This window comes from Streptomyces sp. NPDC045701 (assembly GCF_056432045.1).
On record NZ_JBWKJV010000003.1, the window covers coordinates 1 to 24,902 of the forward strand.

Sequence of the window (24,902 nt, forward strand, 5' to 3'; positions counted from 1 at the left end):
CCGCGACCAGCGCACCAGCGCCGCCCGCTCATCCTCCGACAACACCAGCTCGGCCATCGGCCGCCCCATCTTCGCCATGGAGACAGCTTACTAATTCAACGAATTCCCGGCGCAGGACACTAGGCACGCCCCGCCCGCTCAGAGAGCGCAGCCCTGGCTGTCGACCTGCTGGTTGGCGGTCCGGCCGAGCTCGATGTCCTGGCGGATCTCGTCGGACGTCAAGGCGTAACCGGTGTTCGGGTCGTCCAGCGACCTAGCGAAGATCACCCCGTACACCTCGCCGTCCGCCGTGAGCAGCGGGCCGCCGGAGTTGCCCTGGCGGACCGTCGCGTACAGCGAGTACACGTCGCGGCGCACCTCGCCGCGGTGGTAGATGTCCGGGCCGTTGGCGTTGATCCGGCCGCGCACGCGCGCGGAGCGGACGTCGTACGCGCCGTTCTCCGGGAAGCCCGCGACGATCGCGTTGTCACCGCTGCGCGCGTCGGCGTCCGTGAACCGGAGCGGCTTGGCCTCCAGGTCGGGCACGTCCAGTACCGCGATGTCGCGCTGCCAGTCGTACAGGACGACCTTCGCGTCGTACCGCCTGCCCTCCCCGCCGATCTGGACGGTCGGCTCGTCGACTCCGCCGACGACGTGGGCGTTGGTCATGACGCGGCGCTCGGCGAAGACGAAGCCGGTGCCTTCGAGGACCTTGCCGCAGCTCGGCGCCGTGCCGACGACCTTGACGATCGAATTCTTGGCGCGGGCCGCCACCGGGCTCCCCGCGAGCGCCGGGTCGGGGGGGCGCACCTCGGTGATGGGTTCGTTGGCGAACGGGCTGAAGACCTGCGGGAAGCCGTTCTGCGCCAGTACGGAGGTGAAGTCGGTGAACCAGGTCGAGGCCTGGGCGGGCATCACCCGGGAGACACCGAGCAGCACCTTGGAGTTGCGGACCTCCTTGCCGAGCGTGGGCAGGGTGGTCTGGGCCAGGAAGGAGCCGAGCAGCCACGCCACGAGCAGCATCGCGACCACGTTGACGAGGGCGCCGCCGGTCGCGTCCAGCGCGCGGGCCGGCGACCAAGTGATGTGACGGCGCAGCTTGTTGCCGAGGTGGGTGGTGAAGGCCTGGCCCACCGAGGCGCACACGATCACGATGACGACGGCGACGATGGCGGCGGTCGTCGACACCTTCGCGTGGTCCGTCAACGGCCCCCAGACCAGGGGGAGGAGATAGACCGCGACGAGTCCGCCGCCGAGGAAACCGATCACCGACAGGATGCCGACGACAAATCCTTGGCGGTACCCGACGATCGCGAACCACACAGCGGCGACCAGCAGCAGAATGTCCAGCACGTTCACCGTCATTAGCCTCGCAGATTCGTCTCCGGTCGCCCCAGCCGCCCCATTCGGCCGCGGAACACAGCGTCAGCCTGTCATGAGCGCCAGTCGAGTGGGACCTGCCTGCCCCGGTCCCAGGGGCGCTCCCAGCCGGCGAAGTGGATGATCCGGTCGATCACTCCGGCGGTGAAACCCCAGACCAGGGCCGATTCGACCAGAAATGCCGGACCACGGTGCCCACTGGGGTGGACGGTCGTGGCGCGGTTGGCGGGATCCGTGAGATCCGCCACGGGGACGGTGAAGACGCGGGCGGTCTCGGCCGGATCGACGGCGTGGAACGGGCTCGGGGAGCGCCACCAGGCGAGGACGGGGGCCACGACGAAGCCGCTGACCGGGATGTAGAGCCGCGGCAGTACGCCGAAGATCTGTACGCCGGCGGGGTCGAGGCCCGTCTCCTCCTCCGCCTCGCGCAGCGCGGCCCGCAGCAGGCCGTCGGCTTCCGGATCGCCGTCCTCGGGGTCGAGGGCGCCTCCGGGGAAGGACAGCTGCCCGGCGTGGGAGCGGAGGCTGCCGGCCCGCTCCATCAGCAGCAGCTCGGGGCCGTGGGCGCCCTCCCCGAACAGGATCAGCACGGCGGACTGACGGCCCCCGCGCTCGGGCGGGAGGAACCGGCTGAGCTGCTCGGGCCGTACGGTGCGCGCCACCCGCGCCACCGGCTCCAGCCAGTCCGGCAGGCCCTCCTCGCTCACGGCGACCGACCCGGCACGGCCGCGCACGGCCGGCCCCGCGTGCACCGCGTCACCCGCACGGGCGTGGGCGACCGGCCCGGCGGCACCGGTACCGGCCGCGTGGGCGGGCGCCCCGGGCCGGGCGGCGGCATCGGGGCGACCGGGGGCCTCTCGGCGGGCGGGGGCCTCGCGGCGGACGGAGGCCCCGAGGTGGGCGGGGCCGGCTTTCGGGGCGTGGGCGGCCGGATCGGCGGAAGTGGCCGGGCGGGCGGGGGCGCCCGGGCGGTCCGGGTGAGCGGCCTGCGGTGACGGGCTCGGGCCTCCCGGGGGCGCCGGCCGCGCCGCCGGGCGGTCCGCGCGGGGCGGCGCGGCTTCGGCGCCCGTGGTGGTCGTCGGGAGCGCTCCGCGGCCGGCGGGCGACACCGGAGGGCGGTGGGGCGCGCGGGGGACGGTGGGCTCGATGCCCACCGACGGCATCGGCCCCGGCCGGGCCGGGCGGTCGGTCCCGCGGTCGTACGGGTCTTCTTCAGCGCGCGTCATAGGCACCCCCGGCTTCACAACGCGTTCCACCCACTGGTTCGTTCCGTCACTCGTCACCGGTACCCAGGGGCGCCGCCGGGCGACCCGGGTAGTCCGGCGGCGGGGCCAGGCGCTGGCCCGGATAGCCGCCCATCTCGTACTTGAGGAGTCTCCTGGCCTTCTCCGGGTCCGTCTCCCCCTCCCCGTACGCCGGGCACAGCGGCGCGATCGGGCAGGCGCCGCAGGCCGGCTTGCGGGAGTGGCAGATGCGCCGGCCGTGGAAGACCACCCGGTGCGAGAGCATCGTCCACTCCGACTTGGGGAAGATCTCGCAGATCTCCGCCTCGACCTTCTCCGGGTCCTCCTGCTCGGTCCACTTCCACCGCCGGACCAGCCGGCCGAAGTGGGTGTCCACGGTGATGCCCGGTACCCCGAACGCGTTGCCCAGGACCACGTTCGCCGTCTTGCGGCCGACGCCCGGCAGGCGCACCAGGTCCTCCAGGCGGCCGGGGACCCGGCCGCCGAATTCGTCCCGCAGCGCCGCGGAGAGGCCCAGCAGCGACCTGGCCTTGGCGCGGAAGAAGCCGGTCGGCCGGATGATCTCCTCCAGCTCCTCCGGGGACGCCGCCGCCATGTCCTCCGGCGTGGGGTACTTCGCGAAGAGCGCGGGGGTCGTCTGGTTGACGCGCAGGTCGGTCGTCTGGGCCGACAGGACGGTCGCGACGAGCAGCTCGAAGGGGTTGCGGAAGTCGAGCTCGGGATGGGCGTACGGATAGATCTCGGCCAGCTCACGGTTGATCTTCCGGGCGCGGCGCACCATCGCCAGACGCGACTCCGGCTTCCACGCCCTCGCCGCCTTCTCCGGCGCCGCCTCTCCCTTGCCGGTCCTGGCCGTCCTGGCCGCCGGGGCCGTCTCAGCTGTTCTGGCGGCCTTGGCCGTCCTGGCCGCCTTGGCCGCCTTGGCTGCTTTGGCTGCTTTGGCTGCTTTGGCGGCCTTGGCCGACTTCATCGTTTTGTCCGCCTTTGCGGCATTCGCCGACCCGGGCGACACCTGTTCGCCCACAGCGGAATTCTGATCCCCGGACACTCTCCCGGCCCCCTCGACCTGCGCTCTCACCGGCGAATTGGACACCCGGCCAGCCTAAGCGCCACCGCCGGCATCCGCCCCGGCCATCGACGATCACGCCCCAATCGGGGCCCTGCCGTACGGACACGCGTACCCGTGCGTCAGACTTGTTGTGATTGATCGCACTGCTTTACCGTCCGGCATCATGGGACAACGTCCCTGAGCAGGTCGACATAGGAGAGAACTCGTGGACGACGTTCTGCGGCGCGCCCCGCTCTTCGCGGCGCTCGATGACGAGCAGGCCGCGGAGCTCCGCGCCTCGATGAGTGAAGTGACGCTCGCCCGTGGCGACGCGCTCTTCCACGAGGGCGACCCGGGCGACCGGCTCTACGTGGTCACCGAGGGCAAGGTGAAGCTCCACCGCACCTCCCCCGACGGCCGCGAGAACATGCTCGCCGTCCTCGGTCCCGGTGAGCTGATCGGTGAGCTTTCCCTGTTCGACCCGGGCCCCCGTACCGCCACCGCCACCGCCCTGACCGAGGTCAAGCTCCTCGGCCTCGGCCACAGCGACCTCCAGCCCTGGCTGAACGCCCGCCCCGAGGTGGCGACGGCCCTGCTGCGCGCGGTCGCCCGCCGCCTGCGCAAGACCAACGACCAGATGTCCGACCTGGTCTTCTCCGACGTTCCGGGCCGGGTCGCCCGTGCGCTCCTCGACCTGTCGCGCCGCTTCGGCGTGCAGTCGGAGGAGGGCATCCACGTGGTGCACGACCTGACCCAGGAGGAGCTGGCCCAGCTCGTCGGCGCCTCCCGCGAGACGGTCAACAAGGCGCTGGCCGACTTCGCCGGCCGCGGCTGGCTGCGCCTGGAGGCGCGCGCCGTGATCCTGCTGGACGTCGAGCGGCTCGCCAAGCGCTCGCGCTAGTGAGCGGACGTACGGGACGCCGCCTCACCCCGTAGCCGTGACGACGAATGGGCCGCCCCGGATCACCGGGGCGGCCCATCGCCGTGTCGTCACCTCTTGGTGCCGTCCACGATCAGCGGGTTGCCGCCGCCACCGCCGCACGGCACGGCGTACACCGGGTTTTTCGCGGCGGCCTCCTTGTAGGCGTCGATGCACTGGTTGAGCAGGTCCTTGTCGGTCAGCGACTCGTTGAGGATCTTGTTGGCCCGCGCGATGCCCTCCGCCTCGATCCGGCGCCGCTCCGACTCCGCCTTCGCCGTACGCGCGGCCTCGGTCGCCCGCTCGGTGGCCTGCTGCTGCTGGATCTTGCGGTCGATCTGGCTCTGCAACTGGTCGGACGGCTTCACGTTGCGCAGGTTGACCGTCGTCACCGCGATACCGCGCGGGGCGAGCCGCTCCTTGATCAGGTCGCCGATCTCGGTGTTGATCTGCTCGCGGGCGGAGGCGTAGCCCTCCTCGCTGGTGTGGCGGGCGAAGACGTTACGGATGATCTCCCGGCTGTCCGGGAAGACCAGCCGCTGCTGGATCGCGTCCTCGCTGCCGGCCAGCTTGTACAGCTCGACCGCCTTGGCCGGGGTGACCGCCCACTTCACGGTCACCTCCGTGTACATCACGCCGCCCTGCGAGGAGCGGACCTCGACGACGTCCTTGTCGGAGAGGTTCAGGTCGACCGGGCGCGTGGAGAAGGTCGTGACGTTGGTGAACGGCGACGTCAGGTTCATGCCGGAGTTCATGGGCGTGCCGACCTTGCCGAAGGTCACGGGCACACCGACCTCGTAGGCGCTGATCACGTGCACGCAGCTGGTCACGGCGGCGAACAGGCCGGCGATCAGCGCACCGGCCGAGCCGAGCCTGAGACCGCGGTTGTCGGTGCCGCGCGCGATGAAGAACAGCACCACGGCGGCGATGAGCAACAGGATGGAGACGACGAACACGGAAGATCCCCCCAGGGACGAAGCACAGAAGTAAGCGGAGCGTAAGGCATGGGCCTGCGCCGCTGCTGCTCATAAGACCGCTGCTCCTGGTCAGGCAGCCCCCAAGGCCGCCGCCCCCTGAGCGGCCGTCCCTCCCCCGCTCGCCCCGCGGACGGGGCCCTCAGATCAGCCCGTGCTCCGACAGGTAGTCCAGCTGCGCCCGCACCGACAGCTCGGCCGCCGGCCACAGGGACCGGTCCACGTCGGCGTACACGTGCGCGACGACCTCCGCCGCCGTGCGGTGACCGTTCTCGACGGCCGTCTCGACCTGGGCGAGCCGTGTGGCGCGGTGGGCCAGGTAGTACTCGACCGCGCCCTGGGCGTCCTCCAGGACCGGCCCGTGACCCGGCAGCACCGTGTGGACGCCGTCGTCGACCGCCAGCGAGCGCAGCCGGCGCAGGGAGTCCAGGTAGTCCCCGAGCCGCCCGTCGGGGTGCGCCACCATCGTCGTACCGCGCCCCAGTACGGTGTCGCCCGTCAGCACCGCGCGGTCGGCCGGCAGGTGGAAGCTGAGCGAGTCGGAGGTGTGGCCGGGCGTCGGGACGACGCGCAGCTCCAGGCCCCCGACCTCGATCGCCCTGCCCGCCGACAGCCCTTCGTCGCCGAGCCGCAGTGCCGGGTCCAGGGCCCGTACGGCGGTGCCGGTCAGCTCGGCGAACCGCCCCGCGCCCTCGGCGTGGTCCGGGTGGCCGTGCGTGAGGAGGGTCAGCGCCACGCGCTTGCCGAGGCTCTCGGCGGTGTCGATCACCCTCCGGAGGTGCGCCTCGTCCAGCGGGCCGGGGTCGACCACCACGGCGAGCGGCGAGTCCGGCTCCGAGAGGATCCAGGTGTTCGTCCCGTCGAGCGTCATGGGTGAGGGGTTGGGCGCCAGGACGTTGACGGCCCTTTCGGTCGCGGGGCCGGTGACCACGGCTCCGCGGGGCCGGCCGGGGAGAGCGGCGGCGTCGGTCATGCGTCCTCGCCTCCGGTGCCGGCCGGAGCCCCGGTGTCGACCGTGGCCCCGGTTCCGACCGTCTTCGTGAACTCCTCGTGCCCCGGCCAGCTCAGCACCACCCGGTCGCCCTCCAGGCGTGCCTGCGCCAGTACGGGGGTGAGGTCCTGGTCCAGCGCTCCCGCCAGGGCCTCGACGGCCGTCCCGTACCGCTCCAGGGACCTCAGCGTGGCGATCGTCGGGGGCATCATCAGCAGTTCGCCCCGGTCGTAGCCTGCCGCCGCGTCCGCCGGGCGGGTCCAGACGGTGCGGTCGGCCTCCGTCGAGGCGTTGGACGCGCGCTGCCCGGCCGGCAGGGCGGCCACGAAGAACCACGTGTCGTAGCGGCGCGGCTCGAACTCGGGCGTGATCCAGCGCGCCCAGGCGCCCAGCAGGTCGGAGCGGAGCACCAGGCCACGCCGTTCCAGGAAGTCCGCGAACGCCAGCTCACGGCCCACCAGGGCCGCCCGGTCGGCCTCCCAGTCGTCGCCCCTCGTGTCGGCGACGACCGAGTCGGCGGTCGGGCCGGCGAGCAGGACGCCGGACTCCTCGTACGTCTCGCGCACCGCCGCGCATACGATCGCCTGCGCCTCGGCGGGCTCCGCGACCCCGAGCCGGGCCGCCCACTCGGCGGGCGCCGGGCCCGCCCAGTCCACCGGGTGCTCGTCGCGGGGGTCGACGCCGCCACCCGGATAGGCGTACGCGCCGCCCGCGAAGGCCATGGACGTACGCCGGCGCACCATGTGCACCTCGGCGCCCCGGGCACCGTCGCGCAGCAGCAGGACGGTCGCGGCCCGCCTGGGGGTCACGGCCGTGAGCGTGCCGCCCGCGAGCGCGCGGATCCGGTCGGGCCACTCCGGGGGATACCACTGACCATTGGACATGGCCGGATGCTATGCGCATCCGTCGAGATGTTCGAGAGGAGACGGACACGGACCGGCGGACACGGACCGGCGGATGCGGGCCGGCGGACACGGACCGGCGGACAGCGGCGAGGCGAGGCGCTCGGCGACGCGGGCGGACACGGCGACGGCCCCGCGCCCACCCGGGCCGGGGCCGTGCGCGAGCGGTCAGGGCTCAGTCCTGGACCAGCTCCACCTGGATCTCGACCTCGACCGGCGCGTCCAGCGGCAGGACGGCGACGCCCACCGCGCTGCGCGCGTGCACGCCCTTGTCGCCGAGCACCTCGCCCAGCAGCTCGCTGGCGCCGTTGAGGACGGCCGGCTGCCCGGTGAAGTCCGCCGCCGAGGCGACGAAGCCGACGACCTTCACGACGCGGGCGACACGGTCCAGGTCCCCGGCGACCGACTTCACGGCGGCCAGCGCGTTGAGCGCGCAGATCCGGGCGAGCTTCTTGGCCTCCTCCGGGGTGACCTCGGCGCCCACCTTGCCGGTGACGGGAAGCTTGCCGTCCACCATCGGAAGCTGGCCCGCCGTGTAGACGTACACGCCCGACCGGACCGCCGGCTGGTACGACGCCAGCGGCGGCACCACGTCGGGCAGGGTCAGGCCGAGTTCGGCGAGCGTCGCCTCCACACGGCCCGTCACGCCTTCTCCCGCTTCAGGTACGCCACGAGCTGCTCGGGGTTGTTCGGCCCGGGAACGACCTGGACGAGCTCCCAGCCGTCCTCGCCCCAGGTGTCCAGAATCTGCTTGGTCGCGTGCACGAGAAGGGGCACGGTCGCGTATTCCCACTTGGTCATGGAGCCGACTGTAGCCGCTGCCGGAGACGGCCTGCCGCCCAGGCGTCCCACGTCCCCGCCCCGCGCCCCGCCCGCCCGGACCCGCCCAATCCGACCCGGGGGCGACCCGCCATGGGCACGACTGGTTAGGCTCGAATACGTGAGCAGGCTCCAGGTCGTCAGCGGCAAGGGCGGAACCGGTAAGACGACGGTCGCCGCCGCCCTCGCGCTCGCCCTCGCGACCGAGGGCAAGCGGACCCTCCTCGTGGAGGTCGAGGGCAGGCAGGGCATCGCACAGCTCTTCGAGACGGAGGCGTTGCCGTACGAGGAACGCAAGATCGCCGTCGCTCCGGGCGGCGGGGAGGTGTACGCGCTGGCCATCGACGCCGAACGCGCCCTCCTGGACTACCTCCAGATGTTCTACAAGCTGGGCTCCGCGGGCCGGGCCCTCAAGAAGCTCGGCGCCATCGACTTCGCCACCACCATCGCGCCGGGCGTGCGGGACGTCCTGCTGACCGGCAAGGCGTGCGAGGCGGTACGCCGCCGGGAGAAGCACGGCGGCTTCGCGTACGACCACGTCGTCATGGACGCCCCTCCCACCGGCCGCATCACCCGCTTCCTGAACGTCAACGACGAGGTGGCGGGCCTGGCCAGGATCGGCCCGATACACAATCAGGCCCAGGCCGTGATGCGGGTGCTGAAGTCGCCCGAGACGGTCGTGCACCTGGTGACCCTCCTGGAGGAGATGCCGGTGCAGGAGACCGCCGACGGCATCGCCGAGCTGCGGGAGGCCGACCTGCCGGTGGGCGCCGTCGTGGTCAACATGGTCCGCCCGCACGTCCTGGACGAGGACGCGGTACGGGCGGCGACCGGCGGCCACCGCAAGGGCATCACGAAGGCGCTCGCCGCGGCCGGCGTCAGCGGCTCCGCCCGGCTGGTGGGCCCCCTGCTGGAGCAGGCCGCCGAGCACGCGCAGCGGGTGGAGCTGGAGCGGGAGCAGCGGGAGGCGCTGGCGAAGCTCCGGGTCCCGGCGTACGAACTGCCCTTCCTGGGCGAAGGGGCGGACATCGCCGGCGTGTACCGGCTGGCCAAGGAACTGAGGAAGCTCGGGGTGGGCGCATGACTCTCGAAGGGGCTCCCGGCCTGGAGGTCGACCCGCTGCTCGACGACCCGGCGACGCGCATCATCGTGTGCTGCGGCGCGGGCGGTGTCGGCAAGACGACGACGGCGGCGGCTCTGGGTGTACGCGCCGCCGAGCGGGGCCGGAAGGTCGTCGTCCTGACCATCGACCCGGCCCGCCGGCTCGCCCAGTCGATGGGCATCGACCAGTTGGACAACGTGCCGCGCCGGGTGGACGGCATCAAGGGCGACGGCGAACTGCACGCCATGATGCTGGACATGAAGCGCACCTTCGACGAGATCGTCGAGGCGCACGCGGACCCCGAGCGGGCCCGCGCGATCCTGGGCAACCCCTTCTACCAGTCGCTGTCGGCCGGCTTCGCGGGCACGCAGGAGTACATGGCGATGGAGAAGCTGGGGCAGCTGCGGTCGCGCGAGGAGTGGGACCTCATCGTGGTCGACACCCCGCCGTCGCGCTCCGCGCTGGACTTCCTGGACGCGCCGAAGCGGCTGGGGTCGTTCCTGGACGGCACGTTCATCAAGCTGCTGATGGCGCCGGCGAAGGTGGGCGGCCGGGCGGGGATGAAGTTCCTGAACGTCGGCATGTCGATGATGACGGGCACCCTGGGCAAGCTGCTGGGGGGTCAGCTGCTGCGGGACGTGCAGACCTTCGTGACCGCGATGGACACCATGTTCGGCGGCTTCCGCACCCGGGCGGACGCCACCTACCGACTCCTCCAGGCGCCGGGCACGGCCTTCCTGGTGGTGGCCGCGCCGGAGCGGGACGCACTGAGGGAGGCGGCGCACTTCGTGGAGCGGCTGGCGGCGGAACGGATGCCGCTGGCCGGGCTGGTGCTCAACCGGGTGCACGGCAGCGGGGCCGTCGGGTTGTCCGCCGAGCGGGCACTGGCCGCGGCGGAAAATCTTGAAGAGGGCCGCATTGTGGATCAGGGGGCCGGGAAGACTGGTGTTCGTGGCCCCGAGGCGACCTCTCCCGAGCCCGGGGCATCCCGCACCACGGCGGCACGCCCCGACGCCGCCACCGCTACCACCACCGAGGTCACGACACCGCCGGCCGTCGCAGAGCTGACCGCCGGTCTGCTGCGGCTGCACGCCGAGCGTATGCAGGTGCTCGCGCGGGAACAGCGCACGCGCGACCGGTTCACCGCGCTCCACCCCGAGGTGGCGGTGACCGAAGTACCCGCGCTGCCCGGGGACGTACACGACCTGGCGGGCCTGCGCGCGATCGGCGACCGTCTGGCGGCGGGCCGCCCCTGACCGGCGGTCGGCTGGTGGTGTGATCGTGCCGTGGGCCGGAAGTCGCCGGTGCCGTACGGGCATGGCCGCGCGAGCCGCCGGCGGTGCCGCTCCGCGAACCGGCGGAAGTGCAGGCCGCGGACCGGTGACACACCGCCAGCCGGTGGCGGCGCACGCCGCGGGCCGGTGGCACGCGACAGCCCGGTGGCGGGGTCGCCGTAACCGGCCGTCAGACGTTCGGCCTGGGCCGGCGCGGCGGTCCTACCCCACCGCGGCGTACGTCTCGTAGGTCTCGTCGTCTTCCAGCGCGACGGGCAGGATGCCCGCGCTCCGCTCGTATTCCGTGCGCGCGGTCTCCAGCAGGCGACGCCACGAGGTGACGGTCGGCCGCCGCCGCAGCAACGCGCGGCGCTCGCGCTCCGTCATGCCGCCCCACACGCCGAACTCGACGCGATTGTCCAGCGCGTCGGCCAGGCACTCGGTCCGCACCGGGCATCCGGTGCACACCGCCTTGGCCCTGTTCTGCGCCGCACCTTGTACGAACAGTTCGTCCGGATCGGTAGTGCGGCAGGCGGCCTGCGCACTCCAGTCAGCTACCCAGCCCATACCGGCGCCGTCCTCTCCCGAATCGAGGCTCCCCCACGGCGGCAGCGGCATATTCACCGCCACCAGTTGAGGACGTTACGGAAGGTGGGCACAGCGCAACACCCCCTTCGGGCCCAATCTTGAATGGTCCGAACGGACTATGCGTAGGCGGCAGATCACCCAGGGGAGTGAGCGAAGGACATGCGTCATAAATGACGCAGGCCAGGGCGTTCTGGTTGAGCCAGAAAGGGCACGCGCTGACGCATCAGGGGGAAACGGACACAGGTCTGCGCGGCTCGGGAACGCGCGGTTCGTGCGGGGGCGACAACTGCTGTGACAGTAGTGACCAGCTTAGGCCAAGGCCTGTCCACCTGTCCGGAAAACGAGGCAGGAGGCCCCGGACGGGCCGCCCCGCCGCCCCGCCCCACCCCGCCCACCGGAACCCGCCCCGGAGCGCGCGACGGCGACGGAAGCCGGCGCCCCGCTCCTCCCGGGCGCCCCGCTCCTCCCCCGCCCGGCATCGCTCCATGTCACAACCTGGTACGCGAACCCCCCGGAAGGCCCCCGCTCCCTCGGAACGCCACCACCGACGGATTAGGCTGACTCCATGCCAAAGAAGCGCTCGGGCGGTGGTCTGACCGGGACCCAGCAGGCCGCCAAGTTCGTCGGTGTCAGCGTGCTCGCCGGAGCCGTACTGGCGGGCATCGCCCTGCCCGCCGCGGGAGCGCTGGGGCTCGCGGCCAAGGGCACGGTCCAGGGGTTCGACGAGATCCCGGCCAACCTCAAGCGCCCCCCGCTGAGCCAGCGCACCACCATCCTGGACGCGCGGGGCGGCCAGATCGCCACGGTCTACTCCCGTGACCGCACGGTCGTGGACCTCAAGGACATCTCGCCGTACATGCAGAAGGCGATCGTCGCCATCGAGGACTCGCGGTTCTACGAGCACGGCGCCATCGACCTCAAGGGCGTGCTGCGTGCGCTCAACCGCAACGCCCAGTCGGGCGGCGTCGCGCAGGGCGCCTCGACGCTGACCCAGCAGTACGTGAAGAACGTCTTCGTGGAGGAGGCCGGCGACGACCCCGACAAGGTCGCCGAGGCCACCCAGCAGACGCTCGGCCGCAAGATCCAGGAGCTCAAGTACGCCATCCAGGTCGAGGAGGAGCTCGGGAAGAAGAAGATCCTCGAGAACTACCTCAACATCACCTTCTTCGGGCAGCAGGCGTACGGCATCGAGGCCGCGTCGCAGCGGTACTTCTCCAAGCGCGCCAAGGATCTGACGCTGGCGGAGTCGGCGATGCTGGCCGGCATCGTCCAGTCGCCGAGCCGGTACGACCCCGTCAACGACGTCCAGGAGGCGACCAGGCGCCGCAACGTCGTCCTGGCGCGGATGGCGGCCGTCGGCGACATCAGCAAGGCGGAGGCGGAGCGCGCCAGGGCCACCCCGATCCAGCTGAAGGTCAGCAAGCCGAAGAACGGCTGCATCACCGCCGTCGACGGTGCGGGCTTCTTCTGCGACTACGTGCGCGAGGTCTTCCTCACCGACCCGGTCTTCGGCAAGAGCCGCGAGGAACGCAGCAAGGTCTGGAACCGCGGCGGACTGACGATCAAGACCACGCTCGACCCGCAGGCGCAGCGGTCGGCGCAGGAGTCGATCGCCAAGCACGTCTACCAGACCGACAAGGTCGCCACGGCCGTGACGATGGTCCAGCCGGGCACGGGCAAGATCCTGGCGATGGGTCAGTCCCGGCCGTACGGCTTCGGGAAGAACGAGACCCAGATCAACTACTCGGTCAACAAGGGCATGGGCGGCTCGAACTACGGATTCCCGACCGGTTCGACGTTCAAGCCCTTCGTGGCGGCCGCCGCACTGGAGCAGGGCAAGCCGCCGACGCAGGTGTACCCGTCGCCGTACGAGATGCCCTACCCGTCGTCCGTCTCCACGTGCAGCGGGAAGCCCTGGGTCAACCAGGGGGACACGGTGGAGAACGAGAACGAGTCGGAGGTCGGCCCGTACGACCTCCAGGACGCGATGGCGATGTCGGTCAACACGTACTTCGTGCAGATGATCGGTGAGATCGGCATGTGCCCGGTCGTGGAGATGACCGACAAGCTGGACGTGGTGATGGGCAATGACGAGAAGCTGCCCGAGCGCCCCTCCAGCCTCACCCTCGGCTCCAACGGCATCTCGCCGCTGAACATGGCCACCGCGTACGCGGCCTTCGCCAACCGGGGCACGTACTGCACCCCGACCGCCATCGAGTCGATCACGACGGCGGACGGCAAGAGCCTGTCGGTACCGAAGACCCACTGCACCAAGGCGATGTCGGAGCGGACGGCCGACACCATCAACAACCTGCTGCGCGGTGTGATCGACTCCGGTACGGGCCAGTCGGCGGGCCTCAGCAGCCGCGACAACGCGGGCAAGACCGGTACGACGGACGGCCGCAAGAACGCCTGGTTCGTGGGTTACACCCCGAACCTGTCGGGTGCGGTGTGGGTCGGCTCCCCGAGCCAGGACGTCGAGATGGAGTACATCACCATCGGTGGCGAGTACCACGACAAGGTCTTCGGCGGGAAGGTGCCGGGGCCGATCTGGAAGGACGCCATGACCGGCGCCCTGGACGGCCACGAGGCGCCGGACTTCGTCGACGTCCACATCCCCGACGCGCCCAAGGATCCGAAGGGCAAGGGCAAGCCGGGCGACAACAAGCCCGGCGGCGGCCACGGCGGTGGGGGCGGCGACGACGGCGGTGCCGGCGGGGGCGGTGACGGCGGCGGCGCTTCGGGCGGTGGTGACGGCGGCGGTGACGGCGCCGGCGGTGACGACAAGCCCGAGAACCCCTGGGGCGGCATCAGCCTCCCGCCGGACCTGATCGGCGGCGGCGACCAGCGCGGCGGCCAGGGCAACGGCGGCGGACGACGCTGACACGAGAAGGGGCGCCCCACCGGACGACCGGTGGGGCGCCCCTTTTCCGTCCGGGCCGCGGCCGCACCCCGTACGCCCGCTCCCCGCATCCCGCTCCCCGTCCCCCGCTCCCCGTCCCCCGCTCCCCGCCCCCGTCCGGACGAGCGGGCGTACGGACCCGCGCACGACCTGAGCCGAGCGGCCGGTACGGGCGGGGCGCCGGCGAGCGGGCCGTACCCCGGTCTCAGCCCGCCAGGAGCTGCTTGACGACCGCGGCGACGCGGCCGCCCTCGGCGCGGCCGGCGACCTTCGGGTTCACGATCTTCATCACGGCGCCCATCGCCCGCGGCCCCTCGGCCCCGGCCGCCTTGGCGTCCTCGACCGCCTGGGCGACGATCCGCTTCAGCTCGTCGTCGCCGAGCTGCTGCGGCAGGTACGCGTCGAGGATGACGCCCTCGGCCCGCTCACGCTCGGCCTGCTCGGCCCGGCCGCCCTGCCCGAAGGCCTCGGCCGCCTCGCGGCGCTTCTTCGCCTCCTTGGCGATCACCTTCCGCACCTCGTCGTCGGAGAGCTCGCGCTTCTCCTTGCCCGCGACCTCCTCCTTGGTGATGGCGGAGAGGGTCAGCCGGAGCGTCGAGGAACGCAGCTCGTCGCGCTCCTTGATCGCGGCGTTGAGGTCTTCCTGCAGCTTGGACTTGAGCGTGGTCATGCGGACAAGTGTCGCAGGTGCGATGACCCGCACGCCCGCGCATTTCCCGCGCCACGGCCGGTCTGGGACGATGGCGGTATGCGCGCGCGATACGGAGTTCCCCTGAAAGTCACCGCAGGAATCGCAGCGGTCGGCGCGGCCGGTCTGGCCTACGCCGCCGGGTTCGAGGCCCGCTCGTTCCGGCTCCGCCGGATCACCGTCCCGGTACTGCCGCGCGGGACGCGGCCGTTGCGGATGCTCCAGGTGTCGGACATCCACATGGTGAGCGGACAGCGCAAGAAGCGCGCGTGGCTCCAGTCGCTGGCAGGGTTGCGCCCCGACTTCGTGGTGAACACCGGCGACAACCTCTCGGACCCGAACGGCGTACCGGAGCTGCTGGACGCGCTCGGCCCGCTGCTGGACTTCCCCGGCGTGTACGTCTTCGGCTCCAACGACTACTACGGCCCCAAGCTCCGCAACCCGGCCCGTTACCTGTTCGAGAAGGCCCAGGGGCGGCACGGGCTGAACGGCAACGCGCCGGCCGTGGGAGCCGTGCACAACCCCTGGGAGGACATCCGCGACGCCTTCGACACGGCGGGCTGGGTCAACCTCACCAACACGCGAGGCCGCCTCAAGCTGGAGGGCCTGGAGCTGGCCTTCACCGGCCTGGACGACCCGCACATCAAGCGGGACCGGTACGACCGGGTCGCCGGCGGCCCCGAACCGGACGCCGACCTGTCGCTGGCCGTCGTCCACGCCCCGTACCTGCGGTCGCTGGACGCGTTCACGGCCGACGGCTACCCCCTGATCCTGGCCGGCCACACGCACGGCGGGCAGCTGTGCGTCCCCTTCTACGGGGCGCTGGTCACCAACTGCGACCTGGACACCGACCGCGTGAAGGGCCTGTCCACGCACCGCGCCGGGGGGAACACGGCGTACCTGCACGTCTCGGCGGGCTGCGGCACCAACCGCTACACCCCGGTCCGGTTCGCCTGCCCGCCCGAGGCCACGCTGCTGACCCTGACCCCCCGGGACTGATCGCTCGCCCGTCCCGTGGGGCGGATCGTGATCGGCCTGGTCCGGGGCAGCCCGGACCAGGTGCCCGGCGGCCTCACCCTCCGGGAGCGCCCCGCGCCGCCGGCAGTCGTCCCCACCGTGTCGGCCCACCGCGCCGGGCGGGGCCGCCCGCCCCGCGAGAACCGGATTTCGTCTCCGGGCGCCCGTGGGCTAAAGTAAACGACGTCGCCGGGACACACGGTGACATCGGGGTGTAGCGCAGCTTGGCAGCGCGCTTCGTTCGGGACGAAGAGGTCGTGGGTTCAAATCCCGCCACCCCGACGCTGGTCAGAGGGCACGTACGGAGAGTCGTACGTGCCCTCTGTCGTGCTGCGGGAGCCAAACAGGGGGCCACCCGAAAACGATCATCCCTCGGTCGCGTCTGCCCCTTGATCACTGGCGAAGATCTCATCCATCGCTTCCGCCCCCTGCGTGATCACCGGCCGGAGCTGCTTCCGATACACAGCCTCCGTCGTGGCCTGGCTGCTGTGGCCTACCAGCAGGGCAATTCGCTCCAGCGGAATGCCGTGATCGGAAAGCAGCGAGACGAAACTGTGGCGCAACTCCCGAGGCGTCCACTCCGGAGCCAGCCCCGCCTTCTTCACGATCGCCCGAAAGTCCCGCCGCACGTTCGCCGCGTCCAAAGGCTCACCGCTACGGGTCGTGAACACCAGACCCCCTCGGCTCCACTCCATGCCCTTCGACGCCCGCTCCTGCTTCTGCCAGCGCAGGTGCTCTTCCAGCACGTCGACCACCTGCTTGGGAAGCGCGATGGTCCGGCGGCTCTTCCTCGTCTTGGTGTCGCCGTGTCTCCGTACGGAGCGCCAGACCGCGACGTGGGCCGGCACACCCTCGTCGGTCGTCAGGAAGACATGATCCCAGGTGAGAGGCCGCGCTTCCTCGGTGCGGACCCCACTGAGGAGTGAGAGGACGAGGTACGCGTAAAGCCGCGAGCCCCGTGCGGCCGCCAGCACGGCCTTCGCCTGCTCAGCGTTAAGGGCCTTGCTCGGACGACCCGCCTTCCCCTCGGGTGCTGTCACGAGTAGCGCGACGTTGCGGACGGCCTTGTCCCGACGCTGAGCATGCGCGATGGATCGGCGGAGCACAGCGAGGATGTCGCGCAGGCTCCGAGTCGCCAGCACCTCGGACCGATCCTCCAGCCAGTCATCCACATCGTCTGCGCTCAGGTCCCTCAGCTTGGCTTTCCCGATGAGCGGAATCACGTGCTTCTCAGCCAAGCGCCGGTTCTTGGTAACGGTCCCTTCGTCGCGTCCCTTCAATCCGCGCTCCAACCAGTCCGTGACAGCCTCCGCCACGGTGTAGTTGGCGGGCGACTTGACTCCGCTCTCAACCTCCTTCTTCAAGTCGCGGAGCTTCGCTCGAACCTCGGTCTTGGTCTTGCCGTACACCTTCGGCCGGCGGCGCTTGCCGTTGGGAGCGAACCCTAGGGAGACGGCCCCCACGTAGCGGTTCTTCGCCGCGTCCCAATAGATGCTGTCCTCGCCATGCCCTGCCCTGCGGGTGAGCTTGGGAGTCTCAGTCATGCTGTGCCCTTCCATGCGGCGGGCCGCCCCCTGAGGGAGCGGCCCGCTGGTCTCTGGGGTCTGTGGCGTCAGGCCGCAGCGTCGGCCTCACGCTTGAGGAGGTCTACGTACTCCTCGATGTACTCGGTGGGTACGAGACGCCGACGCCCCACACGGACGGTTCGCAACCGCCCCATGCGGATCTGCTCGTACGCCGTGGAGCGCTTGATGCTGAGCACCTCGGCGGCGGCCTCGATGCGGTGAAGCCGATGCTCCGTGGGCAACTCGGCGGGGACCGTAGCCATGGACTGCCTCTCCGTGCGGGACGACGTCTCGGGGCCCGTCGGCCCCCTTCTGAGAAGTCCGCTACATCCGCTACATCCGCTACATCGCAGGTCAGCGGCTTGTTTGGTGTAGCGGATGGGCGGGATGTAGCGGCTACGGCGCCCGAGGCGGGTCGGGGGCGTAGCCGCTACATCTGGGGCTTGCCGCTACGCGGGCACCCCTTCTGAGCTGGGGTGTAGCGGCTGTAGCGGATGTAGCGCTTGCTGGGGAGCGGGCGGGCAGTAGCGGGCCCATGCGTCGGCCAGGTCGGCGGCGAAGTAGCCCTTGAGGATGCCGCCGGCGGTGCGGATGTTGCGGGTCACGATCGGCCCGTTGTCGCCGGTCATGTACTCGCGCAGCATCTTCGACAGCCGACGGGAGTCGAGCGGTCGGCCGCCCATGTCGGCCCAGGGTGCGTCGTCGAGGGCGTTGAGGCGGTCGATGACGGCGATGGTGGGTAGCCGGTCGACGCCGACCATGACGTGGTCGCGCAGGTCGGTCAGCAGCCGGATGCCGAGGCTGCCCTTGTCGTCGATCTGGGCGGCTGCCACCAGCTCCACGCACGCCTTACGGGCCCGCTTGGGCCAGTCGCCCCCGGCGGCGTCGGCGACAGCGAGCAGCGGCTCCCACACGTCGGCGGGGCGGTCGGTGACGCCGTCGGGCATCTCGGGCCACGCTCCGGTGACCTGCTCGCGGACCTGGTCGGCCCATGCGGCGAGGCGGTCGCGCAGCGCGTGGCCTTCCTTCTCGTGGATCCGCTGCCGGAACGCTTCGACCTTCTCGTTCCGGGCGCGGCGGCGCATGCGGATGATGACGGAGCGGGTCAGGATCGTGTCCGGCAGCGAGCCGAGTCCGGCGACCGCGACGGCGGTGTAGGACGGGAAGGCCTGCACGGTCTGGTTGCCTCCGTCGCCGATGCATCGGTAGGTGACTCCGGAGCGGCGGTGGCCGGCGTTGAGGAAGCCGCGGAGTTCCTCGTTGTCCCCGGCCTTGGGGCCGAAGACGGTGTCGATCTCGTCGAAGAGGATCGTCGGGCGTCCCTCGGGGCTGGAGACGGCCCGGAACAGGGCCGCTGCGCTGGCATTGACCGCGACCATCGGGTTCGGGGTCAGCGTCTCCACGATCTCCAGGCCCCGGGACTTGCCCGATCCCGGTTCCGGGGAGAGGAACGCGAGCCTTGGAGTGGAGTCGAAGCAGTCGAGCAGGTGGGCGTGGGCGTCCCACAGGGCGACGGCGACGTAGGCGGCTTCGCGGGGGAAGACGTTGAAGCGGCGGTGGAAGTGCTCGACGTTGTCGAGCAGTGCGGCGCCGTCGATGGGCTGCTCGCTCATGCGGCAGTCCTCCGTTCGGTGGGGTTGAGCAGCGGGCACAGGTCCCGGTGGGCGGTGTGATCAGCGATGAGGGCGAGCACCTGGCGCTGTCCGACGGCACTGCGGTTGCGCCCGCACTCGCACGTGGAGGTGGCGGTGGGGACGGCGCCGCGTCCGGGGGCGACGACGTGGAGCATCCCGACGATCCGGGGCCCGGTCGCTGGGTGCGGGTCAGGACTTGAAGGGACGGCCCAAGGGCCGACGACCTTTGAGGCGCCCACGGCCCACAGGCGCCGGGGCTGTTCGGCGGCGCCGGGACCGGATGGGGTGCAGGTGTGGCTCTTCAGGCGGGGAGGCGGTGGGGTGCTCATGCCGCCCTCCGCTGCGGGTTGTGGGCGATGGACCAGTTCAGACCGCTGCGAATGGTCGCCGCACAGGCCCGTGTCGAGAGGCCGGCCGCCTCGCCCGCCTGTTGAAGAGCCTCCTCCACCACGTTCCTGGGGAGGTCGCCCCACGCGATGAACCGCCCCAGAGCCCGCGCGGCCGACAGTAGGGTCGTGTTCCGCTCGCCCTGGAGAGCGTTCTGCACACTCGCCGTCTCCAGGTCCAGCGCCCGCAGCGCGTACCGGTCCGCTTGGACGCTCCTGCGGGCAACAGCGGCCCGCGTGGGTGTCGAGACGCGGCGCGGGACGAGCAGGGAGTACAGCCAGTCAGGCAGCGGGACCGGATCTTGGTTGTCGAGAACGGTGTAGGCGCCGGCGGGGGTGAGGCTGCCGGGGGCGACGACGTATCCGCCCCACGCCCGGGTGTCGATGAGCCTGCCGAGACGGCCCGCACTGTTGATCATGCGGGTTCCGTCCGGGGCGGTGAAATACAGGTGCTCGCCCCCGCTTGCGGTCCGCACCCGGTAGGTGTCGGGGACGGCCTGTCCGGCGCGCTCGCAGAGCGCATGGAAGGTCGTCGCGCCGTCAGGCGTGTCCGCACTGCTCTTCCGTTTGGGCCTGTCGAGGTCCACCACGAGCAGCAGGGAGGGGCCGGTGGCGATGCCGACGTTGAACGGTCGGTCGGCCCACGCGCGGCGGATGCGGTCGGGGTCCATCGTGGCCCGCTCCTGCCACTTGCGGTGCCCACCGGCGCAGTCCCGGATTCGCGGGCACTGCTCCTCACCGTGCAGCGCAGGCCGCTTGTCGCCAGGACGCAGCGGGAACACCGACCATCCCCGCTCAGCGGCACTCAGGGCGGCATAGAGAAGGTGGTTGTTCATGCCGCCACCCCCAGTCGGGCCTGCGTCAGGAACGCCCGCCCGATCCACTGCGAGTAGGCGGGCGGAATCGCCTCGGTCAGTTCCTCGCGGACGTCGGTCCACGTGATGCCCAAGCGGTAGCCCATGGCTGCGCCGCCGGCGCAGCAGAAGAGGTCCAGGAGTAACGGCCGGTGGCCGTCTCGCTGGATGAGGGTCGGATGGGTCATGCTGGAAGACCTCCAGGTCTTGAGTCGATCGGGAGATTGAGGGCGGCCCCGGACTTTGGCGAGACGGGGGCCGCTCTCGGCGTTTCAGCGGTGGTTGATGGTTCCGTTGGCGCGGCCGAACAGGCCGGTCGCGGTGATGTTCTGGGTGATGTGCGTTGTCGACCCGCTGCTGCTTGTTCCGCTGCCGACGGCGCGGCGGGCGCCTCGGAGCAGCAGCGGCATGGCGATGACGGCGGCGACCAGGAGTGCGGCGGCGGACCAGAGTGCTTGGCTCATGGCGATGAGTCCCGGGGCTGCGTAGGAGAGTCCGATACCGGCTGCGGCGATCCCGCCGCCGATTGTCGGCGTGAGCAGGGCGGTGGTCTTGGCCCACGTCGGAATCGGCGCGGCGACCGGCATCGGCTGCGGCGCGGGTGCGGCGGTGGGCTGGGTGTAGGCGAGGGTCCGCATCCCGTTCGGCAGGGTGACCCAGTCGACGCCGGGCGGGATCTCGCTCGGCATCGTCTGCGGCTGCTGGATCGCGGTGGGGTAGCGGACGGATTCGCCGTAGCGGGCGGCGGGGGCGGTGCTCTGGAGGGTGGGTTCATAGGGCATTGCAGGCTCCTGTACGCGGTGCGGGCGGCCCCGAGGTTGTGGGGTTGCCCGCTGTGGGTGGTTGCTCTGCGTGATGTGGCTAATGGGTAGTGGGTAGTGGGGTCCCCAGTAGAAGAGCCTGTTCAGAGGCCGGTGTGCCCCACTGGGGCGTCCTACTGGATAGTGGGGTACGCCCCACTACCCAGTACCCGGTAGCGCTCTGTGGGGCTACTCAGGCGTGGTTGGGGTGGACGTAGACGGAGTGCGGACCGTTGTCCCGGTAGATCAACTCACCGCGGCTGGCGGCGGCCTTGAGGACGGCGCGGACGGTCTTTCGATCCTTGCCGACGGCGTCGGCAACGGCGGAGGGCTTCATGCCCTCGGCGCCCGCCGCCTCGATCGCGGTGATCGCCTCGGCGAGCCACTCCGGACCGCTCCTCGCATCACCCCTGAGCGCGGACAGGTTCAACCCCGCCGGCGGCTGCTCGCTCGGCTCCGGGGTGGTGCCGAACTGGGCGTCGATTTCGGCCATGAGCTTGGCCGCGAGTGCGTCCGCGTCCAGCTCGGCCGCCGGGGTGGCGGGTGGCTGCTGGTCGCGGTGGGCGGACAGGTTCAGCCCACTGGTCCGCTGCGGTGTTTCGTCGGTGGTGGGGGGCTGGGTGGTGGGGGTGCCGCCCATCCAGGCGGTACGGGTGGCGTCCCAGCGGCGGGCGTAGGCGGGGCCGGCGGCCTTGGCGGAGATGTCGTCGAGGCGGGGATGGAGGGCGGAGGTGGCGTTGACGATGTCGGCGATCTGGTTGGGCTTGATCCGCCATGCCTTGAACAGTCCGGCCGCCGACTCGGGGGTCCCCATGAATCCGGACCCCTTGTAGGGGGCCTGGGAGACCTTCAGGCCCCGGGAGCCGGGGAAGACCTTGGACAGGTCCATGCCCTCGACCTCGCCGCCGGTCAGGCAGACCCTGGTCTTGCCCTCCCGGCGGATCATCAGGTTGCCCAGTACCGACCCGGTGGCGCCGAGCGCGGTGAGGACGGTGCGGATGCCCATGGCCCGCAGCAGCCGGATCACCTCCAGGATCTTGGCGGCCAGCTTGCGCATCTTCGGATCATTGCTGGCGAGAATCTCGGCGCCTTCGTCGATCACCACCATGATCTGCGGGATCTTCGCGGAGATGGGCAGCAGGTCGGTGTTCGCCTTGGCCATCAGGTCCTGATAGGCCACCTTGCGGTGCTTGCCCACCGCGACGGCCGCGTCCAGCATCACCATGGCTTCCTCGTAGGAGGCGGCGAGCCAGTCGATCCCCGGGCGGACCGGCTCCCCACCACCGCCGGCGGCGTTAAGGGCGGGGCGGACCCAGGGCAGGCCGGCCGATCCGGCGTTCAGGTCAATGACCCAGGTCAGCATGTCGGTGGCGCGGGCGAAGGACGCGAGGACGCCGTGAACGAAGTTGGTCTTGCCCGAGCCGGTCGGGCCGACGATCAGAGCGCACTGCTCGCGCAGGTAGGCGCGTACCTCCCGCCCGTCCGGGCGGACACCCCACGGCAGGCCGGTGTGGATCGAGAGGGGGCTGTAATCGGTGGGGTAGTCGATCTCTCCTGCGAGGACGTTGACGGTGGTGACGTCGATGAGGACGCGGCCCTGGTTGATGCCCTGGGAGGCGGTGGCGGTGCAGCCGTGCGGGAGACGGGCGTCGGCGGAGAGCTGCGGGGCGTACTGGGCGATCCGCTCGTAAGTCACCCCGCCCGCGGGGAGTTCGGCGTCGATGGTGAACCCGGTGCCGGTCGGCCACTGCTCAACGGCGAGGACGCGCAGCGTGATCCCGCCGCACACGCGCTGAACCCGGTCGACCCACTCGGCCGCGATCGCCCGCCGCTCTGCGGACAGTTCACGTGCGACCTGCCGCTCAGCAGCGGCAATCGCTTCCAGCTCGCGGGCTTCCTCGTACAGGAGGGTGGAGCGGGCAGCGGCCCCCAGGCCGACACCGAGGGTGGCGAGCGAGCCGAGGGCGGCCCAGGTCAACGGACCGGTGGTGATGGCCCAGGTGGTCCATCCCGCGCCGACCAGCCACGCGGCGGCCCGCATCGAGACGGTGCGGGCGGAGAGCCGGTCTTTCAGGCTGGTAACGGTGTGGCCGATGGCGCCGGCGGCGCCGACGGCCAGAGCCCATCCGGCAGGCATTCCGGTTGCGGCGCCGGTGGTGGCGACGGCGAGGGCTCCGGTGGTGGCGGACAGAGCGCCGGTCACGGGTCCGTGACCGGCAGCCCAGTCCCACACCGGCCCAGTAGAGGCGGTGTTGGATGCCATGATCAGACGTTCCATCCCTTCTCGGCCTCGGGCCCGTTACGCGGGTCCTCGTGGCGGGCGATGTCCTGCTCGTGGGCCTGCCGGAACAGCGGGCCCATGTCCTCCGCAACCGCGACCGCGCTCATGAGGGCGCCGAAAATGTCGTTGAAGCCGTCCGCGACCTCCTTCTCCAGCGGGAACTCCGAGTCGGCCCGCTCGGCGAGGATCCGCATCACGTTCGCCACGCTCGTGAGCGCGGCGGGCAGCCCCTCGACCATGGCCAGGATCTCCATGGCGCTCTCGGGCTCGTAGGACTGCGCCGCGGACTCCATCTCTGCGGCCTGCTCTTCGAAGTTGAACCCAGACACCTGAACTCCCTCACTGCTCGTGGTGGGTACTGCCGGGATGAGACCGGCCGGACGCTCCGCCCGGTCCTCGATCTGCTCGATGTCGTGCTCGTCGGCCTCCGCGTCGGCGGCGGCCTCGTCCGCTTCCTGCTGGTCACGGATGGACTGATCGCGCTCCCCACGCTCCGCGCCCGCCTGCTTGACCAGCCGGGCGTAGAGGCGGCGGCCAGGCTTCTGCAGCCAGGCCCAGCCGAGCTTCCGGCCCAGCGGCGTGGTCAACATCCCGACCAGACCCAGAGCGCCGCCGAGCAGTGCAGCCAGCAGGCGACGGCCCTGGAACCGGGCCGCCGACCGCATCAGCGCCTTGCGTGCCCGCTTCCTCGCCGGGGCCTTGCGGACGGCGGAGCGCTGCTGCGCGACCTGGCCGGCCGTCTTCGTGTCGCTCGCCTTCCGCAGCCTGCCGACCGCAGCGCTGCGGGCCTTCCCGGCTGCGCCGGTACCTCGGGCGACCGCACGGCCGACCGGCCCCTTCTTCGCGAGCGACGCCGTACGGGCCTGGCTCTTCATGGCCCGACGCGCGTCGGTGACCTGGCGGCGGGCCGCAGTCGTCCCCGCTCGCTGGGATGCCTTCGACGGTGCAGCGGTGCGGGTCTGCTCGCGCAGTGCTTTGACCTGCCCGACACGACCGCGGGACTGCCCCGTAGATGTTCCGGGCCGAGAGGTGCCGGTCTTGCCGACGCCCGCTGCCTTCCGTTCGCCCCCCTTCACCGCAGTGGTGCCGAAGGAGCCGGAACGAGCGGCCTTGCGGCTCGCTTTGCTGCCGCTGTTCCCTCGGCCGGTCGAGCGCGAGGACTTGTGGGTGCCGGTCCGCTTCGGCAGCTGCTGCGGCACCCTGCCGGTTGCGCCACGTCGACTGGTGCGACCTGCCACGGCGGTGGCCGTGGTCCTCTTGCCGGTCTTGGCATTCTTGCGGTGGGCGGCGGTGGCCCCGAGGACGACCGCGCCGGTCGCGGCGACGGCTGCGGCGACCGGGCCACCGGCCATGGCCGCAGCGGCGAGCAGAGACGCGGTCGTATTCGCGCCGGTCAGGACGAGGGGAACGACCGGCCACCCGCCAGGGGTGTGCTCCAGCTGTGCGGACTTGGTCGGCTCGGGCACGGTCGGCGGTGGCTGGACAGGGTCCGGTGCAGCGGTGGGGGCTACTACCGGTTCGATGCTGGTGTCGGTCATGCTGAGTGCACTCCTTC

The 24,902-nt window shown here is 71.4% G+C and carries 23 protein-coding genes, 1 tRNA gene and 1 pseudogene; 6 read left to right on the forward strand and 19 right to left on the reverse strand.

What is annotated here, in order from left to right; translation table 11 throughout:
* Window positions 1–138: 138 nt before the first annotated feature.
* The 3 genes from AC07DW_RS04080 to nth all read right to left on the reverse strand — a co-directional run bounded on the left by AC07DW_RS04080 (window position 139) and on the right by nth (window position 3,573).
* Complete coding sequence (locus AC07DW_RS04080; RefSeq protein WP_478856055.1) at window positions 139–1,338, reverse strand: MarP family serine protease; 1,200 nt, start codon at window positions 1,336–1,338, stop codon at window positions 139–141.
* A 74-nt stretch (window positions 1,339–1,412) separates the two neighbouring features.
* The gene (locus tag AC07DW_RS04085) at window positions 1,413–2,111 is read right to left on the reverse strand and encodes an NUDIX hydrolase (protein ID WP_478856377.1); all 699 of its coding nucleotides are present in this window, start codon (window positions 2,109–2,111) and stop codon (window positions 1,413–1,415) included.
* Between the two features lie 520 nt (window positions 2,112–2,631).
* Window positions 2,632–3,573 carry an endonuclease III gene (nth, locus tag AC07DW_RS04090; protein WP_478856056.1) on the reverse strand — a complete coding sequence of 314 codons (942 nt, stop codon included), beginning with the start codon at window positions 3,571–3,573 and terminating at the stop codon, window positions 2,632–2,634.
* A 304-nt stretch (window positions 3,574–3,877) separates the two neighbouring features.
* Between nth and AC07DW_RS04095 the strand changes: the two genes are divergently transcribed.
* The gene (locus tag AC07DW_RS04095) at window positions 3,878–4,552 is read left to right on the forward strand and encodes a Crp/Fnr family transcriptional regulator (RefSeq protein ID WP_073756902.1); all 675 of its coding nucleotides are present in this window, start codon (window positions 3,878–3,880) and stop codon (window positions 4,550–4,552) included.
* Between the two features lie 89 nt (window positions 4,553–4,641).
* Here AC07DW_RS04095 and AC07DW_RS04100 read toward each other — a convergent pair whose 3' ends face one another.
* From AC07DW_RS04100 to AC07DW_RS04120, 5 genes are all read right to left on the reverse strand, one after another.
* A complete protein-coding gene (locus AC07DW_RS04100; RefSeq protein ID WP_478856057.1) occupies window positions 4,642–5,526 on the reverse strand; it encodes a prohibitin family protein in 885 nt (294 codons plus the stop codon).
* A gap of 160 nt (window positions 5,527–5,686) precedes the next feature.
* The gene (locus AC07DW_RS04105) at window positions 5,687–6,517 is read right to left on the reverse strand and encodes an MBL fold metallo-hydrolase (RefSeq protein ID WP_478856058.1); all 831 of its coding nucleotides are present in this window, start codon (window positions 6,515–6,517) and stop codon (window positions 5,687–5,689) included.
* Window positions 6,514–7,419 carry an NUDIX hydrolase gene (locus AC07DW_RS04110; RefSeq protein ID WP_478856059.1) on the reverse strand — a complete coding sequence of 302 codons (906 nt, stop codon included), beginning with the start codon at window positions 7,417–7,419 and terminating at the stop codon, window positions 6,514–6,516. Before AC07DW_RS04110 ends, AC07DW_RS04105 begins: the two co-directional genes overlap by 4 nt.
* 193 nt (window positions 7,420–7,612) lie before the next feature.
* Window positions 7,613–8,083, reverse strand: coding sequence for a RidA family protein (locus tag AC07DW_RS04115; RefSeq protein WP_478856060.1), 471 nt, complete (start codon window positions 8,081–8,083; stop codon window positions 7,613–7,615).
* Complete coding sequence (locus AC07DW_RS04120) at window positions 8,080–8,238, reverse strand: Sp36 family protein (protein WP_003967454.1); 159 nt, start codon at window positions 8,236–8,238, stop codon at window positions 8,080–8,082. The genes AC07DW_RS04115 and AC07DW_RS04120 overlap by 4 nt, the downstream gene beginning before the upstream one ends.
* A 139-nt stretch (window positions 8,239–8,377) precedes the next feature.
* On the opposite strand from AC07DW_RS04120, the gene bagA reads away from it, so the two are divergent.
* The gene (bagA, locus tag AC07DW_RS04125; protein WP_478856061.1) at window positions 8,378–9,340 is read left to right on the forward strand and encodes an ATPase BagA; all 963 of its coding nucleotides are present in this window, start codon (window positions 8,378–8,380) and stop codon (window positions 9,338–9,340) included.
* Window positions 9,337–10,614, forward strand: a complete 1,278-nt coding sequence (gene bagB, locus AC07DW_RS04130; protein ID WP_478856062.1) for an ATPase BagB — start codon at window positions 9,337–9,339, stop codon at window positions 10,612–10,614. Before bagA ends, bagB begins: the two co-directional genes overlap by 4 nt.
* Before the next feature lie 240 nt (window positions 10,615–10,854).
* Here the strand turns inward: bagB and AC07DW_RS04135 are convergent, their stop codons facing one another.
* Window positions 10,855–11,199 carry a WhiB family transcriptional regulator gene (locus tag AC07DW_RS04135; RefSeq protein ID WP_478856063.1) on the reverse strand — a complete coding sequence of 115 codons (345 nt, stop codon included), beginning with the start codon at window positions 11,197–11,199 and terminating at the stop codon, window positions 10,855–10,857.
* Window positions 11,200–11,785: 586 nt separating this feature from the next.
* Between AC07DW_RS04135 and AC07DW_RS04140 the strand changes: the two genes are divergently transcribed.
* A complete protein-coding gene (locus AC07DW_RS04140) occupies window positions 11,786–14,104 on the forward strand; it encodes a transglycosylase domain-containing protein (protein ID WP_478856064.1) in 2,319 nt (772 codons plus the stop codon).
* 223 nt (window positions 14,105–14,327) lie between these two features.
* Here AC07DW_RS04140 and AC07DW_RS04145 read toward each other — a convergent pair whose 3' ends face one another.
* Window positions 14,328–14,792 (reverse strand): GatB/YqeY domain-containing protein, encoded by a 465-nt coding sequence (locus tag AC07DW_RS04145; RefSeq protein ID WP_478856065.1) that lies wholly within the window; start codon window positions 14,790–14,792, stop codon window positions 14,328–14,330.
* Window positions 14,793–14,870: 78 nt separating this feature from the next.
* Between AC07DW_RS04145 and AC07DW_RS04150 the strand changes: the two genes are divergently transcribed.
* Window positions 14,871–15,809, forward strand: a complete 939-nt coding sequence (locus tag AC07DW_RS04150; RefSeq protein ID WP_478856066.1) for a metallophosphoesterase — start codon at window positions 14,871–14,873, stop codon at window positions 15,807–15,809.
* Between the two features lie 226 nt (window positions 15,810–16,035).
* Window positions 16,036–16,109 (forward strand) — tRNA-Pro (locus AC07DW_RS04155).
* Window positions 16,110–16,192: 83 nt separating this feature from the next.
* Here the strand turns inward: AC07DW_RS04155 and AC07DW_RS04160 are convergent.
* The 9 genes and pseudogenes from AC07DW_RS04160 to AC07DW_RS04200 all read right to left on the reverse strand — a co-directional run bounded on the left by AC07DW_RS04160 (window position 16,193) and on the right by AC07DW_RS04200 (window position 24,885).
* Window positions 16,193–17,371 carry a site-specific integrase gene (locus AC07DW_RS04160; RefSeq protein ID WP_478856067.1) on the reverse strand — a complete coding sequence of 393 codons (1,179 nt, stop codon included), beginning with the start codon at window positions 17,369–17,371 and terminating at the stop codon, window positions 16,193–16,195.
* A gap of 68 nt (window positions 17,372–17,439) precedes the next feature.
* Complete coding sequence (locus AC07DW_RS04165; protein ID WP_478856068.1) at window positions 17,440–17,655, reverse strand: helix-turn-helix domain-containing protein; 216 nt, start codon at window positions 17,653–17,655, stop codon at window positions 17,440–17,442.
* A gap of 186 nt (window positions 17,656–17,841) precedes the next feature.
* Entirely contained in the window at window positions 17,842–19,005 is a 1,164-nt protein-coding gene (locus AC07DW_RS04170) for a DUF3631 domain-containing protein (protein WP_478856069.1), read from the reverse strand.
* A complete protein-coding gene (locus AC07DW_RS04175) occupies window positions 19,002–19,181 on the reverse strand; it encodes a hypothetical protein (RefSeq protein ID WP_478856070.1) in 180 nt (59 codons plus the stop codon). The genes AC07DW_RS04170 and AC07DW_RS04175 overlap by 4 nt, the downstream gene beginning before the upstream one ends.
* A gap of 170 nt (window positions 19,182–19,351) precedes the next feature.
* Window positions 19,352–20,248, reverse strand: coding sequence for a bifunctional DNA primase/polymerase (locus AC07DW_RS04180; RefSeq protein ID WP_478856071.1), 897 nt, complete (start codon window positions 20,246–20,248; stop codon window positions 19,352–19,354).
* Window positions 20,245–20,361: pseudogene (locus AC07DW_RS04185) on the reverse strand (DNA methylase); the annotation flags it as partial. The pseudogene AC07DW_RS04185 and the gene AC07DW_RS04180, both read right to left, overlap by 4 nt.
* Before the next feature lie 177 nt (window positions 20,362–20,538).
* The gene (locus AC07DW_RS04190; RefSeq protein WP_478856072.1) at window positions 20,539–21,048 is read right to left on the reverse strand and encodes a hypothetical protein; all 510 of its coding nucleotides are present in this window, start codon (window positions 21,046–21,048) and stop codon (window positions 20,539–20,541) included.
* 211 nt (window positions 21,049–21,259) lie between these two features.
* Window positions 21,260–23,329, reverse strand: coding sequence for a hypothetical protein (locus AC07DW_RS04195; protein WP_478856073.1), 2,070 nt, complete (start codon window positions 23,327–23,329; stop codon window positions 21,260–21,262).
* A 2-nt stretch (window positions 23,330–23,331) separates the two neighbouring features.
* The gene (locus tag AC07DW_RS04200) at window positions 23,332–24,885 is read right to left on the reverse strand and encodes a hypothetical protein (protein WP_478856074.1); all 1,554 of its coding nucleotides are present in this window, start codon (window positions 24,883–24,885) and stop codon (window positions 23,332–23,334) included.
* Window positions 24,886–24,902 lie beyond the last annotated feature (17 nt).